This is a genomic window from Microvirga terricola, from assembly GCF_011777495.1.
In the GTDB taxonomy this organism is placed as follows: Bacteria; Pseudomonadota; Alphaproteobacteria; order Rhizobiales; family Beijerinckiaceae; genus Microvirga; species Microvirga terricola.
The window spans coordinates 123,674-147,990 of sequence record NZ_JAATJS010000006.1 but is presented as its reverse complement, the minus strand read 5'-3'; the positions used below and the strand labels follow the sequence as shown (position 1 = coordinate 147,990).

Sequence of the window (24,317 nt, the reverse complement as noted above, 5' to 3'; positions counted from 1 at the left end):
CGGCATCGCCGCCTCGGGCGCTCGAAGGACTGAGGGAGAACACCATGTCTGAGGCTTTTATCTACGACGCGGTCCGCACACCGCGTGGACGCGGCAAGCCGGACGGCTCGCTGCATGAGGTGCCGACAGTGGATCTCGCCGTGACGGCGCTCAATGCCATTCGCCAGCGCAACAACCTTGATCCGAAATTGGTTGAGGACGTGGTGCTTGGCTGTGTAGATCCGGTTGGCGAAGCTGGTGGCGACGTTGCCCGCGCCGCGGTTCTGAAGGCAGGCTTCGGCAAAGAGGTGCCGGGGGTACAGATCAACCGCTTCTGCGCGTCGGGCCTCGATGCCGTCATGCTCGCGGCTTCGCAGGTCATGGCTGGAATGAAGGACATCACCATCGGCGGCGGCGTCGAATCCATGAGCCGCGTCGGTATGGGTGCATCGGGTGGCGCATGGCCGGTGGACCCTGGTCTCGCGATTGCGAACTATTTCCTGCCGCAGGGCATTTCGGCCGACCTCATTGCGACGAAATACGGCTTCTCGCGCGACGATGTGGACGCTTTCGCGGTTGAATCGCAGAAGCGCGCGGCCAAGGCGTGGGATGAAGGGCGGTTTAAAAAGTCCATCATTCCGGTGAAGGATATCAACGGCCTCACCATGCTCGCCAAGGACGAGCACATGCGCCCGTCCACCGACATGCAGTCGCTCGGTCAACTGAAGGCTTCTTTCACGCAAATGGGAGAGATGGGCGGCTTCGATGCGGTGGCGATCTACGCGCACCCGGATGTGGAAACGATCAACCATGTGCACCACGCCGGCAACTCATCCGGCATCGTCGACGGCGCGTCCGCTGTTCTCGTCGGCTCGAAGGAAGGCGGCGCAAAGGCTGGCCTGAAGCCGCGGGCTCGCATCAAGGCCTTCGCTTCGCTCGGCTCCGATCTCGCGCTGATGCTCACTGGCCCCATCGAGGTGTCGCAGCTCGTCTTGAAGAAGGCGGGCATGACGACCAAGGACATCGATCTCTTTGAGATTAACGAAGCCTTCTCCGCTGTCGTGCTGCGCTACCTGCAGGTGATGGAGCTTGATCCCGCCAAGGTCAACGTCAATGGCGGCGCCATCGCCATGGGCCACCCGCTCGGTGCAACCGGCGGCATGCTCTTGGGAACGGCGCTCGATGAGTTGGAGCGGACGGGCAAGCAGACGGCTCTTGTCACGCTGTGTGTCGCGGCGGGCATGGGCACGGCGGCGATCATCGAGCGCGTTTGAGAGCGGGACGGGAGGACACCATGACGAATTTCACCAACTTCCGTTTCGAAGTCGATAGCGACGGCATCGCGCTCGCGACCTGGGACATGCCGGATCGCTCCATGAACGTCATCACCCCGCAGGTGATGGAGGAGCTGTCGCAGATCGTCGAGAAAGTCGCAGGCGACGCCGCGATCAAAGGTTGCGTCATCACCTCGGGCAAGGAAACCTTTTCCGGTGGCGCGGATCTGACCATGCTGCAAGGCCTTGGCGCACAATATGCCAAGCTCGTAAAGGAGAAGGGGGAAGAGGAGGCGATGAGCTTCTTCTTCGAGGAGTCGCGCAAGCTCTCGCTGCTTTATCGCCGTCTCGAGACCTGCGGCAAGCCGTTCGCAGCGGCGGTGAACGGCGTGTGTCTTGGCGGCGCGTTCGAAATGGCGCTCGCCTGCCATTTCCGTGTGCTGTCGGATTCGGATGCCACCCGCGTCGGCCTGCCTGAGATCAAGGTCGGGCTCTTTCCAGGAGCCGGCGGCTCGCAGCGCGTCTCGCGCCTGATGCAGACGGGCGATGCGCTTCAGATGCTATTCAAGGGCGAGCAGATCCGTCCGCTCATGGCCCGCAACATGGGCCTTGCCCACGCCGTCGCGCCGCGTGACGAGATCGTCAAGACCGCGAAGGAGTGGATCAAGAGCGGCGGCTCGGCGGAAGCACCGTGGGACAACAAGAACTTCAAGCTGCCGTCGAACAAGGTCTATTCTGCCGCCGGCATGCAGATCTGGCCCGCCGCGAACGCGATCTATCGCCGCGAGACGCAAGGCAATTATCCGGCAGCCTATGCCATTCTTGAAGCCGTCTATCAGGGCCTGCAGCTGCCCATGGACCAGGCGCTCAAGGTGGAATCGCGCTGGTTTGCCAAGATCCTGCGCTCGAAGGAAGCGGCGGCGATGATCCGCACGCTGTTCGTGTCCATGCAGGAGCTGAATAAGGGTGCGCGCCGTCCGAAAAAGGTGCCGCCAACCCATCTCAAGAAGGTCGGTGTCGTCGGCGCAGGCTTCATGGGCGCCAGCATCGCGTATGTCACCGCCAATGCCGGACTCGAGCTCGTGCTCATCGACCGCGACGTGGAGACGGCGGAGAAGGGCAAGGCTTACTCGCACAAGCTCATGTCCGACCAGATCATGAAGGGCCGCGCCAAGACGGCGGACCGTGATGCGTTGTTGTCGCGTATCAAGACCACAGCGGATTACAGTGACTTGGGCGATTGCGACCTTGTGATCGAGGCCGTGTTCGAGGATCCCAAGATCAAGGCCGAGGTGATCGAAAAGGTCGAGGCCGCGATCCGGCCTGATTGCATCTTCGCCTCCAACACCTCAACGCTGCCGATCTCCGGCCTCGCCAAGTCGTCGAAGCGGCCGGACGAGTTCATCGGCATTCATTTCTTCTCGCCGGTCGAGAAGATGATGCTGGTCGAAGTGATCGTCGGCAAGCAGACGGGCGACAAGGCGCTTGCGACCGCGCTCGATTATGTTCGCCTTATCAAGAAGACGCCGATCCTCGTCAACGACTCGCGCGGCTTCTTCGCCAATCGCTGCGTTCTAGCCTACATCCTCGAGGGGCACCTGATGCTGATCGAAGGCGTGCCGCCCGCGATGATCGAGAATGCGGGTAAGCAGGCGGGCATGCCGGTCGGCCCCCTTTCACTTAACGACGAAGTCGGCGTCGATCTCGGGTTGAAGATCCTGAAAGCGACGAAAGCTCAACTTGGTGATGCCGCCATCATCCCGCAGCAGGAAGCGCTGCTGATGACTCTCGTGGAAAAGGAAGGCCGCTTCGGCCGCAAGAACCGCAAGGGGTTTTACGATTATCCCGAAAGCGGCCCGAAGTATCTCTGGCCGGGCTTGAAGGATCTGCAGCCGAAGCATCTCGATCCGGAGACGCTCGGTATGCAGGAGATGAAGCAACGCCTTCTCGTGACACAAGCGCTGGAAGCCGCGCGCACGGTGGAGGAAGGCGTCATCACTGATCCGCGCGAGGCCGATGTCGGCTCCATCCTCGGCTTCGGCTTCGCGCCCTTCACGGGCGGCGCGCTGTCCTACATCGACTTCATGGGCGCGAAGAACTTTGTGGAGTTGTGCAAGGCGCTGCAGGCCAAGCACGGCGACCGCTTCGCGCCGCCGCGCATTCTTCTCGACATGGCAGCCTCCGGCGAGACCTTCTATGGTCGGGCCGGGGCCAAGAAAGCGGCGTGAGCATAGCAGATGCTGCGAGAACCCCGGTGCCATGCGCCGGGGTTTTGGCTTGGAGCTGGTGAGGCTTTGGACATCCCATGAACCTGTGGCTGCGCGTTCTGCATCTGATCGTCGCCTCATTCTTCCGGGCGCGGCTCGACCCCGCGCGGGACGTCTCGCACCTGTCCTTCCGTGTCTGGCCGCACGATCTCGACACCTCGCTGCACATGAACAACGGCCGCTACTGGACTCTGATGGATCTCGGCCGCGCCGATCTCATGATCCGTTCAGGGCTATGGCGCTCCATTCTGAAGCATAGCTGGCTGCCGGTGGTGAGCGCGGGGCAGATCCGGTTTCGCCGTGAGATGAAGCTCTTCCAGCCCTTCGCACTCGAAACTCGCATCCTCACCTGGTTCGAGGGCCAGATCGTGATCGAGCATCGGCTGATCTCGAAGGCCAAGGACGGCGCTCCTGTTCTCAGCGCGGTCGCTCTCGTCCGCGTCGGGCTCTATGACCGCAGGGCCAAAAACTTCGTCAGCGTCGAGCAGATGTTCGACGAAATCGGGATTCACGCTCCTGCCCCTCCCGTTCCGCCGGAGGTCGAAGCCTTCCTGGCGGCGGAAGAGACGTTGAAGCGGGCCGCTTGATGGTCCAAGCTGGCGCGGTACCTTTCTCTCGCCCGCCACAACCGTGAAGCTGATTCCATGGCCCGTACTATCGATTATTACTTCTCGCTGCTGAGCCCCTGGGCCTATATCGGCCATGCGCCGTTCATGGGAATCGCTCGGCGGCATGGGGTCGAGGTCAATTACAAGCCGGTCTTCCTTGGTCGGGTCTTTGCGGAAACGGGCGGCTTGCCGCTCGCCCAGCGCCACCCGGTGCGCCAGCGCTACCGTATGGTGGAGTTGCAGCGGTGGCGCGAGAAGCGGGGGCTCTCGTTCAATCTGCAGCCGAAGCACTGGCCCTTTGATGTGAATCTGCCAGATCGGTTCGTGATCGCGATTTCCGTTTCGGGCCAGAACCCCGATCCCTTCCTGCGCCGCGTCTTCGCGGCCATTTGGGAAGAGGAGCGCGACGTTGGCAACCCGGCAGTACTGGCCGAGATCGCGGAATCGGTCGGGCTCGATGGCTCTTCCCTGATGAACCTCGCGACCGGCAGCTCGACGGAAGCGATCTATGCGCTGAACCTGGAAAATGCCGTCGCGGGCGATGTCTTCGGCTCTCCGGCCTACGTGCTCGACGGCGAGGTCTTTTGGGGACAGGACCGGCTCGACCTGCTCGACGACGCTTTGCAGAGCGGACGGCAGGCCTATCGCTCCGAGGTCGCGGAATCGAAGTGACGCCGCCCGCCGTCTAAAACCTATTCCGCCGCCACCCGCGTCGCGCGCCATTGTGTCAGCAGGGCTCGCAGCGCTGCAGGTTTCACTGGTTTGTTCAGAATGTGAACGTGCATCGCCATGGCGGCGTCGCGCACGGTTGGCGTGCGGTCGGCGGTCACGAGTACGGCTGGCGTGTCGACCTGCGTCTTCCAGCGCAGGTTCTTGATAAGATCGAGGCCGTCGCCTTCATCGAGATGGTAATCCGCGATGATCGCATCAGGCGGCGTCTTATGCGATTTGAGCGTTTGCAGGGCCCCGTTGAGGTCGGAAGCCGTCCACACTTCGCAGCCCCAATTGGCAAGAAGCAGCCGCATGCCTTCGAGAATTGCGGGCTCGTTGTCGACCACGAGGATGCGCAGGCCCGACAGCAGCGTCACCGGCGGTTGCGGCGCTTCGGGCGCGGCAGCGGTTTCAGGTAGTGCCGCGACGACCGGTACCTCCACGCGGAACACGGACCCGCGGCCCGCTTCCGATTTCAGTGCAACGGGATGGCCGAGAACGCGGCCGATGCGCTCCACGATGGAGAGGCCAAGGCCGAGGCCTCGCGCCGCTTTCGCGCCTTGATCGAGACGCTGGAACTCGCGGAACACGATCCGCTGTTTAGACGGAGGAATGCCGAGGCCTGTGTCCCACACTTCGATGACGAGGTGCAGTCCATTGCGACGCCCGCCGACGATGACGCGTCCCGCCATCGTATATTTGATTGCGTTGGAGACGAGGTTCTGCAGCAAGCGGCGCAGCAGTCGTCGGTCGGAGCGCACGGTGAGAGAGGAGGGGACGAAGGTGAGCTCCAAGCCCTTGGCACGTGCGATGGGGTCGAACTCACGCTGAAGTTGGCGGAACAACTCGTCGATGCGGAAGCTCGACCATTGCGGCTTCATCGCGCCCGTATCGAGACGGGAGATGTCGAGAATGGCGGTGAGAATTTCCTCGACCGCGTCGAGGGCCGCGTCGATGTTTTCCGCAAGGCTCGAGTCGCCGGCCTCTCGATCGCGCTCCACGAGCGAGGTCGCATAAAGACGCGCGGCATTGAGCGGTTGCAGAATGTCGTGGCTGGCGGCGGCGAGAAAGCGCGTCTTGGAAATGTTTGCTTCGTCCGCTTCCGCCTTGGCGCTGGTCAGCGCTTCATTGAGACGGGTCAGTTCTTCCGTGCGTTCGCGGACACGCCGCTCCAGCGTCTCATTGGCGCGGCGGCTTTCTTCTTCCGCCTCCACCGCTTCGGTGACGTCCGTGTAGGTCGTGACGAGACCGCCATCGGGCAGTTGGTTCGAACGGATCTCGATCACCTTGCCCGAGGGCTGCAACCGTAGGCGCACCGGCTCGAGATCGTGCAGGAAGGAATGGATGCGCGCGGCAATCAGTTGGTTGGTGTCGCCCGGTCCGTAAGATCCGCGCTGCGCGTTGAAGGAGAAAATCGCGTCCATGCCGATGCCGACGCGTACGAGATCGGGCGGAAGCTCGTAGAGATCGACGAAGGCCTGATTCCACGCGAGCAGGTTCAAGTCGCGGTCGAGCACGGTGATGCCCTGTTTCGCGTAGTTGATTGCGTGTTGCAGCAGGTCGCGGCTGTGCTGGATGGCGGCGGAGGCATCGTCGAGGAGCTTAAGCGCCGCCTTGGTGGAAACGGTGCGGCGACGCAGGAGAAGCGACAGGGCCAGGCGCGATGACGCTGTGCCGATGGCGGAGGCGAGCAGGTGCTCGGCATAGCGCAAGAGATGGACATCGGCCTCTGCGCGGGTCTCGAGCGCCTGCCCGCGACTATGGGCGAAGCCTTCGAACGACCGTGTCGTGCGTTCCTCGCCGAGATAGCGCGCGACGGTGGCGCGCAATTCATCGACGGTCACACTCGCCCGAAAGAGCCGGAAGCTCGGAGCGGCGGAGAAATCGGGCTCGCCGACGAAGATCGTGGACTGAATCCGCTCAAGCGCTGTCACCGGCTTCCATAGCGAGCAACCGATATAGGTCAGGATGTTGAGCGTCAGGCTCCACACTACGCCGTGGGTCAGCTGCGGCAGATCAACCCCGAACAAAGCCGTCGGCTTCAGCGCCGAAATGCCGAAGGGGCCGGTAATCACCACGTCCGACCAGAACACGCCATCCCAGACGAGGCTCGGCAGAAGGAGCGTGTAACCCCAGGTAACGAAGCCGACGATAAGCGCGGCGCTTGCGCCGAAGGCGGTGCCGCGCGACCAGATCAACCCGCCGAGAAATGCCGGTGCCACCTGCGCAATAGCGGCGAAGGACAGCAAGCCGATGGAGGCGAGCGCTGCTTCGCCGGACAGGCGATAGTAGACATAGGCCAGAAGGATCACGAGGACGATGGCGGCCCGGCGCATGCCGAGCACGAAGCCGCCGAGATCGACGCCGGAGAAGGCGCGCCGCCGCAGAACGATGGGCATGACGAGATGATTGGAGATCATCACGGCGACAGCGACCGAATCCACGATGACCATGGCGGTTGCCGCCGAGAACCCGCCGAGAAACGCGATGATGGCGATGATGCCGGCATTGTCGTGGAGCGGTAGCGCCAGCACGGTCATGTCGCGGTCGATCGTGCCCTCATTAAAGATCGCGAGCCCGCCGAGTGCGATGGGAACGACGAAGATGTTGATGAGAACGAGATAGAGCGGGAAGAGCCAGGCTGCGCGCTTCACGTCGCCGATGGCACGGTTCTCGACCACCGTCACATGAAACTGGCGCGGCAGCAGAATGGCGGCGCAGCTCGAGAGAAGAATGAGCGTGATGTAGCTGCCAAATCCTGAGGTGCGATCCAGCAGGCTCGCGTCGATCCCCTTGGCGGATAGGCGCTGGGCAATGTCGCCAAAGCCGCCGAACATGATGAAAGTGATATAGCCGCCGACGACGAGAAACGCGATCAGCTTGACGACGGATTCAAGCGAGATCGCCATCATCAGGCCGTCCTGGTGCTCGGTCGCATCCGTGTGGCGCGTGCCGAAGGCGACCGCGAAACCAGCGAGCACGAAGGCGACGATCAGCGCGAGATCGCCGAAGATCGGAATCTGCGGATGGGTGGTGCCGTTCGTTGCGGACAAAAACACGTCGAGTGAGGACGAAACCGCTTTGAGCTGTAGGGCGATATAGGGAATGGAGCCGACGACCGCGATCACGCTCACAATGGCGGCGACGCGCTCGCTCTTGCCATAGCGGGCGGCGACGAAGTCGGCGATGGACGAGATGTTTTGGGTTTTGGCGATCCGCACGATCCGCGCGATCAGTGCGTGGCCGAGGCCGATGACGAGGATCGGCCCGATATAGATGGTGAGAAAGTCGAGTCCGGAGCGGCTGGCGAGCCCGACCGAGCCGAGGAAGGTCCAGGACGTGCAATAGACCGCGAGCGACAGAGCCGCGATGGTGGAGCGCGCGGGCCCTTGGAGGATCCGCCGACCCTCGTTGTCGCCCCAGTGAGCAACCAGGAACAGCAGGCAGAGATAGACCAGCGCCGATAGAATAACCGCCCAGCTGGCGACCATATGCGATCCTCGCGAGAAACTTGCCGAAAAGGTTTAGCCGGTCGGAAGAGCGAATGCCACTGCCGGTTGACCGTCCGCGGTCCTCATAAGTCCCGGTCCCAGGCCGGTTCCGGGGCGAAGCGGTCGGCGAGAAATTCGGTGAAGGCGCGAACCTTGGCCGGAGCCTGGCGGCCGGAGGGCAGCACCGCGTGAACGCCGAGCTCTTGGTTCGGATAATCGGTCAGCACGCGCACGAGACTGCCGTTACGCAGGCTGTCACCCACGAGGAAGGTGGGTTGGCAGATCAGGCCCTGTCCCGCCAGCGCTGCTGCGAGCAAGGCATCCCCGTTGTTGGCACGCAAGGTCCCCTTCACCGGAACGACGATGTCGCCGTCCTTTCCGAAGAGCCAACGGTTGGCATTTGCGGCGCTAGGCAGGGTGTAGCCGAGGCAGTTGTGGTTGCTGAGATCGTCGAGGGTTTTCGGCGTGCCATGCGCCTCAAGGTAGGATGGAGCGCCGCAGACCGCGATGCGGCAGGGCGCCAGACGCCGCACCACGAGGCTTGAATCCTTCAGTCGCCCGATCCGGATCGCGAGGTCCCAGCCTTCTTCGATCAGGTCCACATAGCGGTCGGCGAGGCCCAGATCGACGGTGAGGGCGGGGTAGTGGCTGCTGAACTCGGCGAGCGCCGGCACGATCTGGCGGAAACCGAAGGTCAGCGGCACATTGAGCCGCAGCGTGCCGCGCGGCTCGATGCGGTCGAGGCTGGCGGTGGCCTCCGCCTCTTCGATCTCGGCAAGAATTCGCTCGCAGGCGGCGAGATAGTCGCGGCCGCCCTCGGTCAGGGTCAGGCTCCTCGTCGAGCGGTGCAGGAGCTTGACGCCGAGGCGGCTCTCCAGCGCCGCGACATGCTTCGTCACCATGGTTTGCGACAAATGCAGCGCCCGCGCGGCGGCGGAGAAGCTGCCAAGCGCGGCGACGCGCACGAAAACCTGCATGCTGGTAACGCGATCGAGCATGACTTTTATTTCACTCTCATGGTGTGAGCTGATATTCCGATGCCGTGCTTATCACATCAAGGGTTTGAGGTCATAACGGTGCAGATTTTTCTTTTGGAGATCATCATGATCGATACCCGCACCGCTCCCTATGCCGCCCTGGTCCTCCGCGTGACTCTCGGCGTTCTCTTCCTCGCCCATGCCGGCCTCAAGATCTTCGTCTTCACGCCCGCCGGCACGGCGCAGTTCTTCGGCAGCCTCGGCCTGCCCCCGGCGCTCGCCTACCTCGTCATCCTCGCAGAGGCCGCCGGCGGCGCGGCGCTGATCCTTGGCTTCCTGACGCGCTGGGCGGCTCTGGCCTTGATCCCGATCCTCCTCGGGGCGATCTTTACGGTGCATGGCCCGGCCGGCTTCTTCTTCAACAACCCGAACGGCGGCTGGGAGTTCTTGGCGTTCTGGATTGCGGCGCTCGTCGCCCAGGCTCTGCTCGGTAGCGGCGCTTATGCGCTCAGCACCGGCTCGGCAAAGGCTTCCGGCTCACTTTCGGCTCGCTCGGCTTAAACGGAAAGACCATGAGTGCAACCGTCACCTCATCGGACGCCGCCGGAACTCCGACGACACGTCCCATTCATCCCGGTACACGCATCGGCCACGTTCACCTGAAGGTGGCCGACCTCGACCGGTCTCTCGCCTTCTATTGCGGTGTTCTCGGCTTCGAGCTGATCCAGCGCTATGGCACGCAGGCCGCGTTCATCTCGGCAGGCGGGTACCACCATCACCTGGGGCTCAACACCTGGGAAAGCCTGGGCGGTTCGCCGCCGCCTCCCGGCACGACGGGGCTCTACCACACCGCGATCCTCTACCCGACGCGCGCCGCTTTGGCTGATGCCCTTTATCGGTTGGCCGAGGCCGGCATCCCGCTCGAAGGTGCAAGCGACCACGGCGTGAGCGAGGCGCTTTACTTGAGCGATCCCGACCGGAACGGTGTCGAACTCTATTGGGACCGTCCGCAAGAGCAATGGCCTCGCACGCCTGACGGCAAGCTGCAGATGTTCACCAAGCGTCTGGACATCCAGAACCTTCTCGCTAGCCGCGAGGCTTGACTAAATCCCTCGTTCAGCCAGCTTAATCCTAACTTAACTGGCGGACGAGGGTCGACCATGCTCAACGAGTTCAAGAAATTCGCCCTGCGCGGCAACGTGATGGATCTCGCCATCGGCGTCATCATCGGCGCGGCGTTCGGGCGGATCGTGGATTCTCTCGTCGGCGACATCTTCATGCCGGTCATCGGCGCGATCACCGGCGGTCTCGACTTCTCAAATCATTTCACCGCTCTTTCGAGCAACGTCACCGCTGCCGCCCTGGCCGATGCGAAGAAGCAGGGCGCGGTGCTGGCCTGGGGCAATTTCATTACGATTGCCCTCAACTTCCTCATCATCGCTTTCGTGCTCTTCCTCGTGGTGCGAGCCATCAACAAGCTGCAACGGACCGAAGCGGTGAAGGCTGAAAAGGCGCCGGAAACTCCTGAGGACGTGAAGCTTCTTTCTGAGATCCGCGATCTTCTGAAGAATAGACCATCGGTGTGAGATTCATCACCGGATTCGATCGGTCACTCTCCTTCTTTTCATGGAGACGTTGGGACTGCTTGCATTAAAACCAAGGGGCTCTCCCGTTTGCTCAGGGACGTTTCCATGGATGCTTCCGTCGCGAGTCGTTCGCTCTTGAAACTGCGCCCTGAAGCCGAGGGGGCTCCGGCTAGCGGGATCGTCGACGTTGCGAATTTCGGGCGCGGACGGCCCGGTATCATTCCGCTCTGGGTCGGCGAAGGCGACCTGCCGACGCCGGCTTTCATCTGCGAGGCGGCGACACGCTCGCTGGTGGAAGGAGAGACCTTCTACACCTGGCAGCGCGGCATTCCTGACCTGCGCAGCGCTCTCGCCCGATACCATGAGCGCGTTTACGGCGGCTCCTTCGACCCCGAGCGTTTCTTCGTCACATCGGGCGGCATGCCCGCGTTGCAGATCGCGGTCCGCATGATTGCGGGCGCGGGCGACGAGGTTCTGATTCCCACGCCCGCATGGCCGAACTTCATCGGCGCCATCACCATCGCAGGCGCGCGCACCGTTGAAGTGCCGATGGGCATCGACGCGCGCGGCTGGAGCCTCGATCTGGAGCGGCTCGAAAAGGCGATCACGCCCCCACTCGCGCCATCATCATCAATTCACCCTCCAACCCCACCGGCTGGACCGCGAGCGAGAGCGACCTACGCGCCATCCTGGCATTCGCCCGACGGCACGGACTGTGGATCATCGCGGACGAGATCTACAGCCGCTTCGTCTATGATCCGGCTCTCACAACGGGTGGTCGGTCGCCCTCGTTCAGGGATGTGATGGATGAAGAGGATCGCGTTCTCTTCATCCAGACTTTTTCCAAGAACTGGGCGATGACTGGATGGCGGCTCGGCTGGATCGAGGCCTCGCCCGCTCTTGGAACGGTAATCGAAAATCTGGTCCAGTATCAGACGTCGGGGACGCCGGTTTTCATACAGCGGGCTGGCATTGCGGCGCTGGAGCAGGGCGAGAGTTTTCTCGCCGAGCAGATCGCGCGGGCGCGAGCGGGTCGCGAGATCGTGCAGCGGCTTGCCGCGACGGAGCTTGTCGAGTTGCCTGCTCCAAGCGGAGCCTTCTACGCCTTTCTCAAGATTCGAGGGACTGAGAGCGCGAAGGACATCGCCTTCCGCTTGATCGAGGAAGCCAATGTGGGTCTCGCGCCCGGCGCGGCTTTCGGCGAAGCGGGCCGGGGATATCTGCGCCTGTGCTACCTGCGCAAGACCGAGGACATCGACGAGGCCGTGCGACGCATCGCAGAGGCCTTGCCGCGGATCACCTCTTGAATCCTGCCGTACCGTTGCCTCGCAATGAGCGCATGCCTCGCTCGCGCTTCAGGCAATTGACCTCGGCGCAGTGGGCGTCCATGGAGCGGGCGAGGGGCTTGTTGTCCGGTTATGCGTCTGATCTTCGCTCATTGCGCCCAAATCCTGATTGCCGGTTTGGGCGGGTTGCTCTTTCACGTGCTCGGCGTGCCTGCGGCGTGGCTCTCCGGCGCTGCCATCGCCATCACGCTGTGGGGGCGGACCCGCTGGGCCGTGCCCATGCCCCGCGCTCTTGCCGATGCAGCAATGCTGGTTTCCGGCGCCTCGATGGGGGCTGCCGTGACGCCAGAGGCGCTTGCCGCAATGGCTCGTTATCCGTCGAGCCTCATTCTTCTCATCGTCGCAGTCATTGCGATTTCCTCCGCCTCCACCTGGTGGCTGACGCAAGTTTCCGGTTGGCGCAAGGATGACGCGGTTCTGGCCTCAGTGCCGGGCGCTCTCTCGACGGTTCTTGCCATTGCGGTCGATCGCCGGGCGGAGGTCACCGCCATCGCCGTCGTCCAGAATATTCGCCTCTTTGTGCTGATCGCACTCCTGCCCAGCGCCATCGTCCTAGCGGGAGAGGGCGGAAGCGGCGCCGCGCTCCTCGGACAGGGCCTGCCGGTCGAGACGCCTGCCGGAATGGCCTTCGTGTTCGGTGGCGGGTTGCTGTTGGGGGCGTTGTTCAAACGCCTCAAGGTTGCCGCACCGATCCTCCTGGGCGCGACCGTTGTCAGCACGATCAGCCACGGCACGGAAATGGTGACGGGTGTCATCCCGCCCGTCATCGCGACCGGCGGCCTCGTTCTCATCGGCATTTTCATCGCCGAGCGCTTCCGCGACGTGCGACTCTCAAGCCTGAAGGCGACGCTCGTTGCCGCTCTTGGGTCTCTCGCCATCGGTATGCTGGTGGCAATTGCCTTCGCGATCCTTGCCGCATGGCTTGCCGGGGTCAGCTTCGCCAACGGCCTCATCGCCTTTGCGCCGGGCGGGTTGGAGGCGATGACGGTGCTTGCCCTCATCCTCGGGCTCGACCCGCTCTATGTTGGAAGCCACCATCTGGTGCGCTTCCTCAGCATCGGATTTGTCGTTCCGTTCGTGGTCGCATGGCTGCAGAGAGGCGATCCGCCGAGGGCGGAATAGCCGTTACGGCTCGCCGTTGCGCAGCCGCTCCACCGCCTCCATGCGCGGCTTCGCCGTCTCCCACAGACGCTTCGTCACTGCAGAGACGAGCGCTTCCGTCAGCAGCAGCAGACCCGCGGAGGAATCCCAGTTGGACGGCGCGGTGATGTGCGCCGGCAGAACATGGCGCGCCACCCGCGCTATGGGCGAGAGCCACGGGTCGGTGAGAAGCACGATAGTCGCGCCCTGCCGCGCGGCGGTTTCGCAGAGCGCCGTCACGTCTTCCTGATAGCGGCGGATGTCGAAGGCGACGACCACGTCTTTGCGGCCGATCTCGATCATTCGGTCGCGCCACAGAGCAGGCTGCCCCTCGATGAAATCGACGTGGCTGCGGACGATCCTGAAATGGCTTTCCGCATAACGCGCTAGCGCGCCGGTAAAGCGTCCGCCGGTGAAATGGATGTTACGGCGCTGATCGCTCAACAGGGCGACCACGGCATCGAATTCTGCCGGAGCGATGTTTTCGACGGTCGCCGTGAGGTTTCCGATCACCGCCTGCGCGAAGGCCGCGAGCGCCGGGGCGCCCTGTCCCGGTTCGACCGGTCCTGATTTGGCAAGGGGGGAGAGGAGCTGCGCCTCCAGTTCCTCGCGCAGGTGCTTCTGGAAGTCCGGAAAGCCGCTGAATCCGAGCCTCGTCACAAAGCGCAGGGCGGAGGGAGCAGAGATGCCCGCGCGGGAGGCGAATTCCGCCACCGTATCGAGACCCGCGAAGGGGTAATGACTCAGGAGAAGGTGGGCGGCCCGCTTCTCGCTGGGCGTGAAGGAATCCATGTCATGGCGGATACGCTCCGCGAGACTGGGCTGTTCGGCACTTGGGGGGACGATGTCGTTACGCATGCCAGATCGATCCACACCCCTCCTTGACGAGTCGGAAAAGCTGTATCAAAAATTTCAAAACAATAAAATTACGAATGAACGTACCAAGCGTTCAACAGTGGGAATAAGGCTCGCAAGGGCGAGCCAACGGAGGGCCGCATGACGAATGCGAGTCGCACGGGTGCGCAGGCCGAGGCCGTCGAGGCTGTCGCTCGCGTTGAGAATGCGCAAGGGCGCTCCCCCCTTCTGCTGATTTGCGAGCACGCTTCGCGCCATCTCCCGTCCCGCTACGGCACGCTGGGGCTTGGCCCCGCGGAGCTCGAGAGCCACATCGCGTGGGATCCGGGTGCACTCGGGGTGGCCATGGGCCTGTCGCGGCTGCTCGACGCGCCTTTGATCCATGCGACCGTGTCGCGCCTTGTGCTCGATCTCAACCGGCACCCTTCGGCGCCGGATTCGATTACGACGTTGAGCGAGCTGACCTCGGTTCCCGGCAATCAGGATCTCACCCCTGCCGAGCGCGGGCGACGTGCCGCGGAGGTGTACGAGCCGTTTCACAGTGCCGCCGACGAATTCATCGAGGCGCGCAAAGCGGCGGGGCACGTCACCGCCGTCATTTCGATTCATTCCTTCACCCCGATCTACAAGGGCGTCTCGCGCCCTTGGGAGATCGGTCTCATCTTCGATGAAGACGCGCGCTATGCGCGACACGTGGAAGCTGGCCTGAAGCGCGATGCGTCGCTTAACGTGGGCATGAATCAACCTTACTCTCCCGCGGACCGGGTGTTCCACACTCTCGACCGCCATGCAGTGCGGCGCGGCCTTGCGCCCCTCATGATCGAAATCCGCAACGACCTGATCCGCACGGAAGACGGACAGGCGTCGTGGTCTAACCGTCTTGCGCCTCTTTTGAGGGAGGGGGCGCAGACGCTGTGACGACGGCCACGGCGCGTGGTGTGCCGTAGCTCAGAGGACAGACTTACTTCTTGGAGGAAGAGTCGATGTCAGTCGGACAAGGGAGTACGGGGGCGCAGGCTCCTGCCGGAGCGCAAGGCGCTGCCGGCATTACCTACACTAAAGTAGATGCCAGCTATTTCGAGGCCCGCAAGCTCAAGCGCTATGCACGCGTTTGGTCGCTGTGGGCGCTCGGCGTTGGTGCGGTGATCTCGGGCCATTATTCCGGATGGAATCTCGGCTTGGCGCAGGGCTACGGCTCGATGCTGTTCGCCACCATCATCATCGCCGTCATGTATCTCGGCCTCACGTTCTCGCTGGCCGAAATGTCGCCGGCGCTGCCGCATACAGGTGGTGCGTATTCCTTCGCTCGTACGTCGATGGGGCCCTGGGCGGGCTACATTACGGGCATCGCGGAAAACATCGAGTTCGTGCTGACGCCGGCCGTCATCGTGTTCTTCATCAGCTCGTACCTTTCGGCCATCTTCGGCACGCCGCCTGAGTTCCAGCCGATTTACTGGGTCCTCTCATACGCGCTGTTCGTTGGCCTCAACATCGTGGGCGTGGAATTATCATTCCGCGTAACCGTCACGGTAACCGTGATGGCGCTGGCCGTTCTCGTCGTCTTCTATCTCTCCGTTCTGTTCTCCGGAAAGATCGACTTCGCTCGCTGGGCGCTGAACGTCGGTGCAGATGGTGCAGAACTGGCGAATGGCGGCGGACCGTTCCTTCCGCTCGGCATCAAGGGCATCTTCATGACCATGCCGTTCGCAGTGTGGCTGTTCCTCGCTATCGAACAGTTGCCGCTGGCGGCGGAGGAGTCGCACGATCCGCAGGCGGATATGCCGAAGGGCATCATTCTCGGCATCATGACCCTCATCGTCTCCGCGTTCCTCGTGACCTTCCTGAACACGAGCATCGCGCCGGGCGCTGCGGGCCTTGCCAAATCGGGCGAGCCTCTGCTCGACGGTTTCCGCACCCTCTTCGGTTCGGATATCGCGAAGATCCTTGCGGCCGTCGCAGTGATCGGCCTGATCGCGTCGTTCCACACCATCATCTTCGCGTTCGGGCGGCAGATCTATTCGCTCTCGCGCGCGGGTTACTTCCCGCGGTTCCTGTCCGTGACACACGGCAGCCGCAAGACCCCGCACGTGGCGTTGATCGCGGGCGCGGTTCTGGGCCTGCTGGTGATGCTCATCATCTGGTTCTCGGTTGGTGCCGAGGCGGGTGCGAATATCATCGGCGGTACGCTGCTCAATATGGCGGTCGCGGGTGCGATGCTGGCTTACTTCATGCAGGGCATGTCCTACATCACCTTGAAGAAGAAGTTCCCGAACATTCACCGGCCCTACAAGAGCCCGTTCGGGATCGCGGGCGCGGTCGTCTGCATGGTGATCGCGGCCATCACGCTCTACTTTCAGTTCACGGATCCCGTGTTCCAGAACGGCGTGCTTGGCGTTGCGATCTACTACGCGGTGATGATGGCCTACTTCCTCATCCACGGTCGCCACAAGCTCATTCTCTCCCCCGAGGAAGAGTTCGCCCTCACCAAGGGCGAGAGCGATTACAAGACCCATTGACCGTTCGGGGAGCGGGCATCCGCGCGCTCCCTTCCCCTTCTTTTCGGTTAGGTTTTCGGCATGAACGCCCCCAAACTCCGTATGGATATCCCTAAGATCAAGACGGCCGCCGATGCCGCGGCTTATGTGCGCAGCCGTGACCTGCCCTTCGTGAAGATCGGTATCGTCGATGTCGACGGCATCATGCGCGGCAAATACATGGCGCGCGACAAGTTCGAATCCGCCCTCGAAAAGGGCTTCGGCATGTGTGACGTCGTGCTCGGCTGGGACTCGAACGACCAGCTTTACGACAACACCACGCTGACCGGATGGCACACCGCCTATCCCGATGCGACCGCGCGCATCCTTCCCGAGACGATGCGTCTCATTCCTTTCGAGAACGACCTGCCGTTCTTCCTTGCGGAATTTGAAGGCTATGCGGAAGCCGCCTGCCCGCGCGGCGTCCTGCGGCGTGTGCTGAAGAAAGCCGAGGACATGGGCTATGCTGTGTCGGCCGCGGCGGAATTCGAGTTCTTCATGTTCGAGGAAACGCCACATTCCGTGCGCGAGAAGAACTATCGCGACCTCAAAAACCTGACGCCCGGCTTCTTCGGCTATTCGGTGCTGCGTTCGGGCGTGCACTCGGAATTCTATCACGATCTGCTCGACCTCGGCGCGAAGATGGATTTCGAGATCGAGGGCTTGCACACCGAAACCGGCCCCGGCGTTCTCGAAGCCGCGATCCGCGTGGACGATGCGCTGAAAGCTGCCGACAAGGCCGCGCTCTTCAAGACTTACACCAAGATTTTAGCGCAGCGCCGTGGTCTTATGGCGACTTTCATGGCCAAGTGGTCGCGTGACTGGCCAGGCCAGTCGGGCCACCTGCATTCGTCGCTACGCGATGTGAAGTCCGGCAAGGGCGTGTTCTACGACGCCAAGAAGCCGCACAACATGTCGGACACCATGCGCTGGTATGTGGGCGGTCAGCAGCAGCTGATGCCGGAACTGCTCGCCATGGTGGCCTGCACGGTCAACAGCTACACCCGTCTCATCCCGGGTTACTGGGCGCCGACCGATTCCGCTTGGGGCGTGGAAAATCGCACCACGGCTTTGCGCGTCATTCCGGGTTCGGAGAAGTCGCAGCGCGTCGAGTATCGCGTGGCCGCCGCCGACATCAATCCGTACATTGCGTTGGCCGCCGCCATCGGCTCGGGCCTCTGGGGCATCGAGAACAAGATCGAGCCGGGCGATCCGATCCAAGGCAATGCTTATGCGGTAAAGCATCCGAAGAAACGCGCGCTGCCGCGTTCGCTCGGCGAAGCAGCGGACCGCCTGAAGGCTTCGAAGCCTGCCCGCCAGCTTTTTGGCGACACCTTTGTTGACCACTACGCGGCAACGCGCGAATGGGAGGAGCGGGAGGCCCGAAAGGCCATCACCGACTGGCAGCTCGCCCGCTACTTCGAGATCATCTGATACATGAAAATCGGAGAGACGGCCGCCGCCTCTCCGAAGATATTTTCGACACTTTCCGAGGAGAAGGCTATGGTCCCTTTCGGGATCATCGTCGTTCAAGAGAGCATCATGGCCGAGACCGATATCGTCTGTATTTCCCCCATCGATGGGCGCGAACTCGTGCGCCGTCCGATCATGTCCGAGAGCGCCATCGACGCCGCGATCAAGGCGGCGCGCGAGGCGCAAGCCAAGTGGCGGCATGTGCCACTGGCTGAGCGCGCCGCGAAGGTGCTCGGCATGCTCGATGCGCTGGTTGCCATGAACCAGGAAGTGGTGCCGGAAATCGCGCAGCAGATGGGCCGCCCCGTGCGCTACGGAGGCGAGTTCCGTGGTGTCGAGGAACGCGCGCGCTATATGGTCCGCATCGCGGAGCAAAGCCTGAAGGCCATTCCCGCTGATGATCCGAAGGATGGCTTCCGCCGCATGATCAAGCGCGAGCCGGTGGGCGTCGTGCTCGTCGTCGCGCCGTGGAACTATCCGTATCTCACCGCCATCAACACCATCGCGCCGGCTCTCATGGCGGGCAACGCGGTTCTCTTGAAGCATGCTTCGCAGACCATTCTTGCCGGCGAGCGCTTCCAGATGGCGGCGGATCGCGCTGGTCTACCGAAGGGCCTGTTCCAGAATCTCGTTCTCAGCCACGACCAGACGAGCCGCATTCTCGGGCAGGGCCTCGTCAATCACTGCAACTTCACGGGTTCAGTCTCCGGCGGCAAGGCCATCGAGCGTGCGGCGGCCGGCTCGTTTACCTCGCTTGGCCTCGAGCTCGGCGGCAAGGATCCGGCTTATGTGCGTGCGGACGCGAATGTAGAGAACGCCATCGAGAATCTCGTCGACGGTGCGTTCTTCAACTCGGGCCAGTGCTGCTGCGGCATCGAGCGCATCTATGTGCACGAGAGCCACTATGACCGCTTCGTCGAGGGCGCAATCGACCTCGTGAACAAGTATGTCCTCGGCAACCCGCTCGATGAGGCGACCACGCTCGGCCCGATGGCGCACAAGCGCTTCGCGGATCTGGTGCGCCAGCAGAATGCGGAAGCGGTGGCGAAAGGCGCGAAGGCGCATATCGATGCCAAGCGCGTCGCGGCGGATGTCGGCAACACCGCCTATCTTGCGCCGCAGGTGCTGACGAATGTGGATCACTCCATGAGCGTCATGCGCGAGGAGAGTTTTGGTCCGACCGTCGGCATCATGAAGGTGAAGAACGACGAGGAGGCGATCCGCCTCATGAACGACTCGCCTTATGGCCTCTCCGCCGCGATCTGGACCTCCGACATCGAGGCTGCGGAATCCATCGGCGACCGGCTGGAGACGGGCACCGTCTTCATGAATCGCTGCGACTATCTCGATCCCGCGCTTGCCTGGACCGGCGTGAAGGATACGGGCCGCGGCGCGAGCCTGTCGAAGCTGGCCTATGAGTCCCTTACCCGTCCGAAATCCTTCCACCTCCGTCAGATCTGAGTGACCTTGATATGACTGCTTCTCCCCGCTCCAACTGGAATTACCCCACCGCTGTCCGCTTTGGCGCGGGCCGCATTTCCGAACTTGCCGAGGCATGCAAGTCGGTCGGCATGAGCGCGCCGCTCATCGTCACCGATCCGTTCCTCGCCACGCAGCCGATGACCAAGAATGCGCTGGAGGCTTTGAAGGCTGCAGGGCTCAAGGCCGCGATGTTTTCGGAGATCAAACCGAACCCGGTCGAGACCAATGTCTACAAGGGCCTTGAAGCGCTGAAAGCTGGCGGTCACGATGGCGTCGTCGCCTTCGGCGGTGGCTCGGCACTCGATGCAGGCAAGGTCATCGCCTTCATGAAGGGCCAGACGCGCCCCATGTGGGATTTTGAGGACATCGGAGATTGGTGGACCCGCGCGGATCCCAAGGGCATCGCGCCGATCATCGCCGTGCCGACGACGGCGGGTACGGGCTCGGAAGTCGGTCGTGCGGGCGTCATCACGCAGGAAGCGACCCACACCAAGAAGGTCATCTTCCATCCGCTCATGATGCCCAAGATCGTCATCTGCGATCCGGAACTCACCGTCGGCATGCCGCCCCACATCACGGCCGGAACGGGCCTCGACGCGCTGGCGCACTGCATCGAAGCCTATTGCGCGCCGGGCTATCACCCGATGGCCGACGGCATCGCAGTGGAAGGCATCCGCCTCGTGAAGGAATATCTGCCGCGCGCCTACAAGGACGGCAAGGACATCGAGGCCCGCGCGCAGATGATGTCCGCCGCCGCCATGGGCGCGACCGCGTTCCAGAAGGGCCTGGGCGCCATCCACGCGCTCTCGCACCCGACGGGCGCGCTCTACGACACCCATCACGGCCTCACCAACGCGGTCTTCATGCCCTACGTGCTGGTTTATAACCGCGCGGTGATCGAGAAGAGGATCGAGCGTCTCGCGGCCTATATCGGCCTGCAGCCGTCGTTCCAGGCATTCCTCGACTGGGTGCTGCAACTGCGCAAGGACCTTGGGGTTCCGCACACCCTCGCTGGCCTGAAGGTGGACAGCGCCCGCTTCGACGAAATGTCGGAAATGGCGCCGAACGATCCGACCGCCGGCGGCAATCCGGTGCCCCTCACCAAGGAAAGCGCGCGCAAGCTTTTCGAGAATACCCTGGCCGGCGTGCTTTAAGACGCGACGCCAACGCTGAAAAATTGATGGCGCCTCTGAGAAGTCAGAGGTGCCGTTTCTTTTTAGGAGCTTAGTGCCTGCACGCCCCACCAGCCATGAAGGCCCACATAGAGCCCAACCAAGGCGATCAGCCCGCCGGAGAGATACGGCGCACGCTGCGCTGCCGCATTGAACCACGATGTGCGCTGTGATGCGTAGCGCACGCTCAACGCTGCGGCGGCCCCGACGGAGACAAGGGTGATCGCGAGTCCGATGCTGAAGCACAGGACGAGCACGACGCCGAGCGGGATCTGCTTGAGCTGCAGACAGATCAGCAGCACCGTAATCGCGGCGGGGCAGGGGATGAGACCACCGGTGAGGCCGAAGAGAACAATCTGCCACGTCGTCACGCTGCGGCCTGCGAAGCGGCGGCGGATGTCGTTAGCATGCGCGAGCTCATGCGCGTCCTGATAACCATCGGTCGCCAGTTGCAGCCCCTCCACCTCTTCATGGAGCGGGTCGTGGCCGTGGCCTTCGACGAAGGACACGTCGTAGCGATGGGCGTGGTCGCCATGCGACAGTTTGAGCCGCGCCATGAATTCGTGCGGCTCGGGAATCTCTTCGGCGGATTCCAGACAACCGTTCTTCTGCACGAATGAGAAGGCTTGCACGGTGCCATCGGGGCGTTCGGTTTCGAGCGCCACATTCCCGGCGGCCCACGCGTGCCCGCTCAAAGCCCGGATTCGCCAACGCGGTTTCTCGGCATCCTCGGCGATTTCGAGAGCCAGAACGCCGTGCCCGGTGTCGATATGCCGGACGTCATCGTGATGATGGTGGTCATGGTCATGATGGTGGTGATGATGATGGCCGTCCATCGCGTCTGCGAAACGCCGGTCGCGCCATGTCCGCCAGATCATCCAGGCCGCGACAGCGATGATGATGCCGCCGGACGCGAGCTGGAAATAGGGCTCTGTCGTTTCCGCATTCACATCCCGCCAGAGATACATGCCGGTAAGCGCGATGCCCCAGACCACGACGGTGTGCGAGATCGTCGCCGCGAGGCCGAGCAGAATGGCCTGCCACACGGTGCCGCGTACGGCGATGATGAAGGCCGCCATCAGCGTCTTGGAATGGCCCGGCTCAAGTCCATGCAGCGCACCCAGCGCAATGGCACTCGGAACGAACAGCCAGGCATGGGCGGCGCTCTGCTGGATCAGGTCGGCAAAGGATGGCATCGGCTTCGTCTCTTAAAGATACTTGGTAATGGCCTTGAACTCGTCGATCGATTGGCGCTGCGAGCGCGGCAATTGGCCGACGGTGTTTTCAAGGCAATGGTCCAGATGATCCTGGATCAGCGTTTTCTTCGCCTGCACGATGGCCTTTTCGACGGCGTGAAGCTGCTGCGCGACGTCGAGGCACGGCCTGCCGGATTCAATCATCTCGATGACGCTGCGAAGGTGGCCCTCCGCACGTTTCAAGCGCTTGGCGATCTCGGGGTGGCTTTGATGGGCATGGTTGCTCATACCCAACACCTATCCCCCGGGAGGGGATGAGTCAAATGGGCGGAGGCCTTTGGGGCGGCTTATACGCAATCGGTGCGGGGCTCACGCCCCGGTTGAGGTGCATTCAAGAAAAAAGCCGCCGGTCGAGCCGGCGGCTTTTTTCTGGTTCTGCTTTCTTACGCCGCCGCTTTTGTCGATGCAGGGGCTTTGACGGGGGCACGAAGGGGCTGGAGCACCTCGGCCCAACGGTGCAGCTCATCGAGCATGGCCTTGGCTGACGTGCGATGAATGTCTTCCGCCTTGAAATTCTTCTGTTCGTCGAGCTGGCCAAAAACCATCGGCAGCGGCACACCTTCCGGGATTGCCATCATCTTGAGCGTGCTCACCAGCGGCTTGATGGCTTGGGCAGAGCGAAGACCCCCGGAAATACCGCCGTAGCTCACAAAGCCCACCGGCGCGTAGTGCCATTCGAGCACGAGATAGTTCAGCGCGTTCACAAGCGACGGAGGCGGGCCGTAGTTGTATTCCGGTATCACGAACACGAAGGCGTCCGCCGACTTCACGCTCTCGGACCAGGACTTGGTGTGATCCTTGGTGTATTGCTGCAGTCGCGGATGCGCGGGCTCGTCGAGGATCGGCAGGTTGAAATCAGCCAAGTCTACCAGCTTGGGATCGAATTTACCGTGCTCGCCGACATAGTCGTTGAACCACTTCGCGATGCCGGGGCCGACGCGGCCCGGGCGTGTGCTGGCGATCACGGTGTGAAGCTTGAGCGACATCGGAACTCCTGACATTTGCACTCGGGCGGAACAGTTCTTAAGTTCCGCTTTGTAACCGAGGCTCATTAGGTAACTTTCAGAGCGAGCCGCAAGGAGGCACTTTCTTGTCACCCAGTCACACCCATGTGCCTAGCAATTGCCGGACCGTGACCGAAATTCTCTCACGCGTTGGAGACAAGTGGAGCGTCCAGGTTGTCGCGCAGCTTGGCGACGGGCCTAAGCGCTTCAATGAGTTGCGCCGCCTCGTCGCGGGAATCTCTCAGCGAATGCTCACCCTGACGGTGCGTAGTCTCGAGCGTGACGGCCTCGTGACGCGCACGGTCTATCCCACCATTCCGCCGCGGGTGGATTACCAGCTCACAGGGCTGGGTTGCTCTCTGCTCAAGACCGTGCGTGAACTCGGGGCCTGGGCCATCACAAATCGCGACCAGATTCTGGAAGCGCGCCATCGTTTCGACGAGGCGCATGCTAGCGAGCTGGAGCGGCAATCCGACGCGGCGTGATGCTTACGCGGCGAGTCTGCGCTCCAGCACGTCCCACAACGCGCGGTCCTTGAAAGTCTCGATGGTGCTGTCCGCGCCAAGCGTCAGCAGTTCTTCGGGCGGCACGCCGGTGAGAACGCCGAAGGAAAACAAGCCTGCGCCCTTCGCCGCCTTCATGCCGGAAGGCGAATCCTCGAATGCGATGGCTTCCTCAGCGCGAATGCCGAAGCGCTCCAGAGCGGTCAGATATGGCAGCGGGTCCGGCTTGCCGCGCTCGACCTGGTCGATGGTGATCTTCACCTGAAAGCGATGTGTCAGGTTCAAAACGTCCAGCATATGCGTGGCGTTCAGAAGCGGGGCGTTGGTGACGAGGCCGATCTCGATGTCGCGCTGTTCGGCCCAGTCCAAAAGCTCGGACAGCCCCTCCAGTGGTTCCAAATCCAGGGCGAGACGCCGGAACGCGGCCTCCTTGCGGTCGGCATAGGCCTCATGCTCCGCGATCGGAAGATGCGGCAGCAGCTTGGCAAAAATCGACTCGTTCGTGTGGCCGATGATGGACGAGCGATAAAGCTCGTCAGTGATCTCGATGCCCTCGGGCCCCAGGATCTCGGCAAACGCGCGCAAGTGGACCGGATCGCTGTGCACGAGCGTTCCATCCATGTCGAAGATCAGGGCTTTGAGGGGCATGTCGCCTCGCG

Annotated in this window: 21 protein-coding genes and 1 pseudogene; 15 read left to right on the top strand and 7 right to left on the bottom strand. The window is 62.7% G+C overall.

The features are described from left to right. Window positions 1-44: 44 nt before the first annotated feature. The 4 genes from HB375_RS16260 to HB375_RS16245 all read left to right on the top strand — a co-directional run bounded on the left by HB375_RS16260 (window position 45) and on the right by HB375_RS16245 (window position 4,800). Entirely contained in the window at window positions 45-1,253 is a 1,209-nt protein-coding gene (locus HB375_RS16260; RefSeq protein WP_167674062.1) for an acetyl-CoA C-acetyltransferase, read from the top strand. A 20-nt stretch (window positions 1,254-1,273) separates the two neighbouring features. After that, window positions 1,274-3,481, top strand: coding sequence for a 3-hydroxyacyl-CoA dehydrogenase NAD-binding domain-containing protein (locus tag HB375_RS16255; protein WP_167674061.1), 2,208 nt, complete (start codon window positions 1,274-1,276; stop codon window positions 3,479-3,481). Window positions 3,482-3,558: 77 nt separating this feature from the next. Further along, a complete protein-coding gene (locus tag HB375_RS16250; protein WP_167674060.1) occupies window positions 3,559-4,107 on the top strand; it encodes a thioesterase family protein in 549 nt (182 codons plus the stop codon). A gap of 57 nt (window positions 4,108-4,164) precedes the next feature. Next, window positions 4,165-4,800 (top strand): 2-hydroxychromene-2-carboxylate isomerase, encoded by a 636-nt coding sequence (locus tag HB375_RS16245; protein WP_167674059.1) that lies wholly within the window; start codon window positions 4,165-4,167, stop codon window positions 4,798-4,800. Between the two features lie 20 nt (window positions 4,801-4,820). On the opposite strand, the gene HB375_RS16240 is transcribed toward HB375_RS16245, so the two are convergent. Together HB375_RS16240 and HB375_RS16235 are read right to left on the bottom strand one after the other, a co-directional pair. Beyond that, window positions 4,821-8,330 carry a hybrid sensor histidine kinase/response regulator gene (locus HB375_RS16240; RefSeq protein WP_167674058.1) on the bottom strand — a complete coding sequence of 1,170 codons (3,510 nt, stop codon included), beginning with the start codon at window positions 8,328-8,330 and terminating at the stop codon, window positions 4,821-4,823. An 83-nt stretch (window positions 8,331-8,413) separates the two neighbouring features. After that, window positions 8,414-9,328, bottom strand: coding sequence for a LysR family transcriptional regulator (locus tag HB375_RS16235; protein WP_167674057.1), 915 nt, complete (start codon window positions 9,326-9,328; stop codon window positions 8,414-8,416). Between the two features lie 105 nt (window positions 9,329-9,433). On the opposite strand from HB375_RS16235, the gene HB375_RS16230 reads away from it, so the two are divergent. The 5 genes and pseudogenes from HB375_RS16230 to HB375_RS16210 all read left to right on the top strand — a co-directional run bounded on the left by HB375_RS16230 (window position 9,434) and on the right by HB375_RS16210 (window position 13,361). Continuing rightward, the gene (locus HB375_RS16230) at window positions 9,434-9,868 is read left to right on the top strand and encodes a DoxX family protein (protein WP_167674056.1); all 435 of its coding nucleotides are present in this window, start codon (window positions 9,434-9,436) and stop codon (window positions 9,866-9,868) included. An 11-nt stretch (window positions 9,869-9,879) separates the two neighbouring features. Next, window positions 9,880-10,410 (top strand): VOC family protein, encoded by a 531-nt coding sequence (locus tag HB375_RS16225; RefSeq protein WP_167674055.1) that lies wholly within the window; start codon window positions 9,880-9,882, stop codon window positions 10,408-10,410. A gap of 57 nt (window positions 10,411-10,467) precedes the next feature. Continuing rightward, entirely contained in the window at window positions 10,468-10,893 is a 426-nt protein-coding gene (gene mscL / locus HB375_RS16220; protein WP_167674054.1) for a large conductance mechanosensitive channel protein MscL, read from the top strand. A gap of 105 nt (window positions 10,894-10,998) precedes the next feature. After that, window positions 10,999-12,200, top strand: a pseudogene (locus HB375_RS18605) (pyridoxal phosphate-dependent aminotransferase). A gap of 111 nt (window positions 12,201-12,311) precedes the next feature. Continuing rightward, window positions 12,312-13,361 carry an AbrB family transcriptional regulator gene (locus HB375_RS16210; RefSeq protein WP_167674053.1) on the top strand — a complete coding sequence of 350 codons (1,050 nt, stop codon included), beginning with the start codon at window positions 12,312-12,314 and terminating at the stop codon, window positions 13,359-13,361. A 3-nt stretch (window positions 13,362-13,364) separates the two neighbouring features. On the opposite strand, the gene HB375_RS16205 is transcribed toward HB375_RS16210, so the two are convergent. Further along, window positions 13,365-14,237 (bottom strand): MurR/RpiR family transcriptional regulator, encoded by an 873-nt coding sequence (locus HB375_RS16205; RefSeq protein ID WP_167674052.1) that lies wholly within the window; start codon window positions 14,235-14,237, stop codon window positions 13,365-13,367. 138 nt (window positions 14,238-14,375) lie between these two features. Here HB375_RS16205 and HB375_RS16200 point away from each other — a divergent pair, with 138 nt between their 5' ends. From HB375_RS16200 to HB375_RS16180, 5 genes are all read left to right on the top strand, one after another. After that, window positions 14,376-15,152: an N-formylglutamate amidohydrolase gene (locus tag HB375_RS16200; protein WP_167674051.1), complete on the top strand. Its 777-nt coding sequence runs from the start codon at window positions 14,376-14,378 to the stop codon at window positions 15,150-15,152. 65 nt (window positions 15,153-15,217) lie between these two features. Beyond that, window positions 15,218-16,750 carry an amino acid permease gene (locus HB375_RS16195; RefSeq protein WP_167674050.1) on the top strand — a complete coding sequence of 511 codons (1,533 nt, stop codon included), beginning with the start codon at window positions 15,218-15,220 and terminating at the stop codon, window positions 16,748-16,750. Between the two features lie 60 nt (window positions 16,751-16,810). Continuing rightward, entirely contained in the window at window positions 16,811-18,202 is a 1,392-nt protein-coding gene (locus tag HB375_RS16190) for a glutamine synthetase family protein (RefSeq protein WP_246728543.1), read from the top strand. Window positions 18,203-18,310: 108 nt separating this feature from the next. Beyond that, complete coding sequence (locus HB375_RS16185) at window positions 18,311-19,702, top strand: aldehyde dehydrogenase family protein (RefSeq protein ID WP_167674049.1); 1,392 nt, start codon at window positions 18,311-18,313, stop codon at window positions 19,700-19,702. 11 nt (window positions 19,703-19,713) lie between these two features. Further along, window positions 19,714-20,877 carry an iron-containing alcohol dehydrogenase gene (locus HB375_RS16180; protein WP_167674048.1) on the top strand — a complete coding sequence of 388 codons (1,164 nt, stop codon included), beginning with the start codon at window positions 19,714-19,716 and terminating at the stop codon, window positions 20,875-20,877. A 62-nt stretch (window positions 20,878-20,939) separates the two neighbouring features. On the opposite strand, the gene HB375_RS16175 is transcribed toward HB375_RS16180, so the two are convergent. From HB375_RS16175 to HB375_RS16165, 3 genes are all read right to left on the bottom strand, one after another. Continuing rightward, window positions 20,940-22,091 carry a nickel/cobalt efflux transporter gene (locus HB375_RS16175; protein WP_167674047.1) on the bottom strand — a complete coding sequence of 384 codons (1,152 nt, stop codon included), beginning with the start codon at window positions 22,089-22,091 and terminating at the stop codon, window positions 20,940-20,942. A gap of 12 nt (window positions 22,092-22,103) precedes the next feature. Then, window positions 22,104-22,379, bottom strand: a complete 276-nt coding sequence (locus HB375_RS16170; RefSeq protein WP_167674046.1) for a metal-sensing transcriptional repressor — start codon at window positions 22,377-22,379, stop codon at window positions 22,104-22,106. A gap of 155 nt (window positions 22,380-22,534) precedes the next feature. Then, window positions 22,535-23,137, bottom strand: a complete 603-nt coding sequence (locus HB375_RS16165; protein ID WP_167674045.1) for an NADPH-dependent FMN reductase — start codon at window positions 23,135-23,137, stop codon at window positions 22,535-22,537. Window positions 23,138-23,241: 104 nt separating this feature from the next. Here HB375_RS16165 and HB375_RS16160 point away from each other — a divergent pair, with 104 nt between their 5' ends. Continuing rightward, window positions 23,242-23,640: a winged helix-turn-helix transcriptional regulator gene (locus HB375_RS16160; RefSeq protein ID WP_167674044.1), complete on the top strand. Its 399-nt coding sequence runs from the start codon at window positions 23,242-23,244 to the stop codon at window positions 23,638-23,640. Window positions 23,641-23,643: 3 nt separating this feature from the next. Here HB375_RS16160 and HB375_RS16155 read toward each other — a convergent pair whose 3' ends face one another. Then, window positions 23,644-24,306, bottom strand: coding sequence for an HAD family hydrolase (locus HB375_RS16155; protein WP_167674043.1), 663 nt, complete (start codon window positions 24,304-24,306; stop codon window positions 23,644-23,646). Between the last annotated feature and the right edge of the window lie 11 nt (window positions 24,307-24,317).

Coding starts and splice junctions, on each gene's coding strand:
- HB375_RS16240 (WP_167674058.1), bottom strand. CDS start 8,330: ATGGTCGCCAGCTGGGCGGTTATTCTATCGGCGCTGGTCTATCTCTGC.
- HB375_RS16170 (WP_167674046.1), bottom strand. CDS start 22,379: ATGAGCAACCATGCCCATCAAAGCCACCCCGAGATCGCCAAGCGCTTG.
- HB375_RS16230 (WP_167674056.1), top strand. CDS start 9,434: ATGATCGATACCCGCACCGCTCCCTATGCCGCCCTGGTCCTCCGCGTG.
- HB375_RS16165 (WP_167674045.1), bottom strand. CDS start 23,137: ATGTCGCTCAAGCTTCACACCGTGATCGCCAGCACACGCCCGGGCCGC.
- HB375_RS16195 (WP_167674050.1), top strand. CDS start 15,218: ATGTCAGTCGGACAAGGGAGTACGGGGGCGCAGGCTCCTGCCGGAGCG.
- HB375_RS16235 (WP_167674057.1), bottom strand. CDS start 9,328: ATGCTCGATCGCGTTACCAGCATGCAGGTTTTCGTGCGCGTCGCCGCG.
- HB375_RS16260 (WP_167674062.1), top strand. CDS start 45: ATGTCTGAGGCTTTTATCTACGACGCGGTCCGCACACCGCGTGGACGC.
- HB375_RS16190 (WP_246728543.1), top strand. CDS start 16,811: ATGAACGCCCCCAAACTCCGTATGGATATCCCTAAGATCAAGACGGCC.
- HB375_RS16210 (WP_167674053.1), top strand. CDS start 12,312: ATGCGTCTGATCTTCGCTCATTGCGCCCAAATCCTGATTGCCGGTTTG.
- HB375_RS16155 (WP_167674043.1), bottom strand. CDS start 24,306: ATGCCCCTCAAAGCCCTGATCTTCGACATGGATGGAACGCTCGTGCAC.
- HB375_RS16225 (WP_167674055.1), top strand. CDS start 9,880: ATGAGTGCAACCGTCACCTCATCGGACGCCGCCGGAACTCCGACGACA.
- mscL (WP_167674054.1), top strand. CDS start 10,468: ATGCTCAACGAGTTCAAGAAATTCGCCCTGCGCGGCAACGTGATGGAT.
- HB375_RS16255 (WP_167674061.1), top strand. CDS start 1,274: ATGACGAATTTCACCAACTTCCGTTTCGAAGTCGATAGCGACGGCATC.
- HB375_RS16205 (WP_167674052.1), bottom strand. CDS start 14,237: ATGCGTAACGACATCGTCCCCCCAAGTGCCGAACAGCCCAGTCTCGCG.
- HB375_RS16175 (WP_167674047.1), bottom strand. CDS start 22,091: ATGCCATCCTTTGCCGACCTGATCCAGCAGAGCGCCGCCCATGCCTGG.
- HB375_RS16250 (WP_167674060.1), top strand. CDS start 3,559: ATGAACCTGTGGCTGCGCGTTCTGCATCTGATCGTCGCCTCATTCTTC.
- HB375_RS16185 (WP_167674049.1), top strand. CDS start 18,311: ATGGCCGAGACCGATATCGTCTGTATTTCCCCCATCGATGGGCGCGAA.
- HB375_RS16200 (WP_167674051.1), top strand. CDS start 14,376: ATGACGAATGCGAGTCGCACGGGTGCGCAGGCCGAGGCCGTCGAGGCT.
- HB375_RS16245 (WP_167674059.1), top strand. CDS start 4,165: ATGGCCCGTACTATCGATTATTACTTCTCGCTGCTGAGCCCCTGGGCC.
- HB375_RS16180 (WP_167674048.1), top strand. CDS start 19,714: ATGACTGCTTCTCCCCGCTCCAACTGGAATTACCCCACCGCTGTCCGC.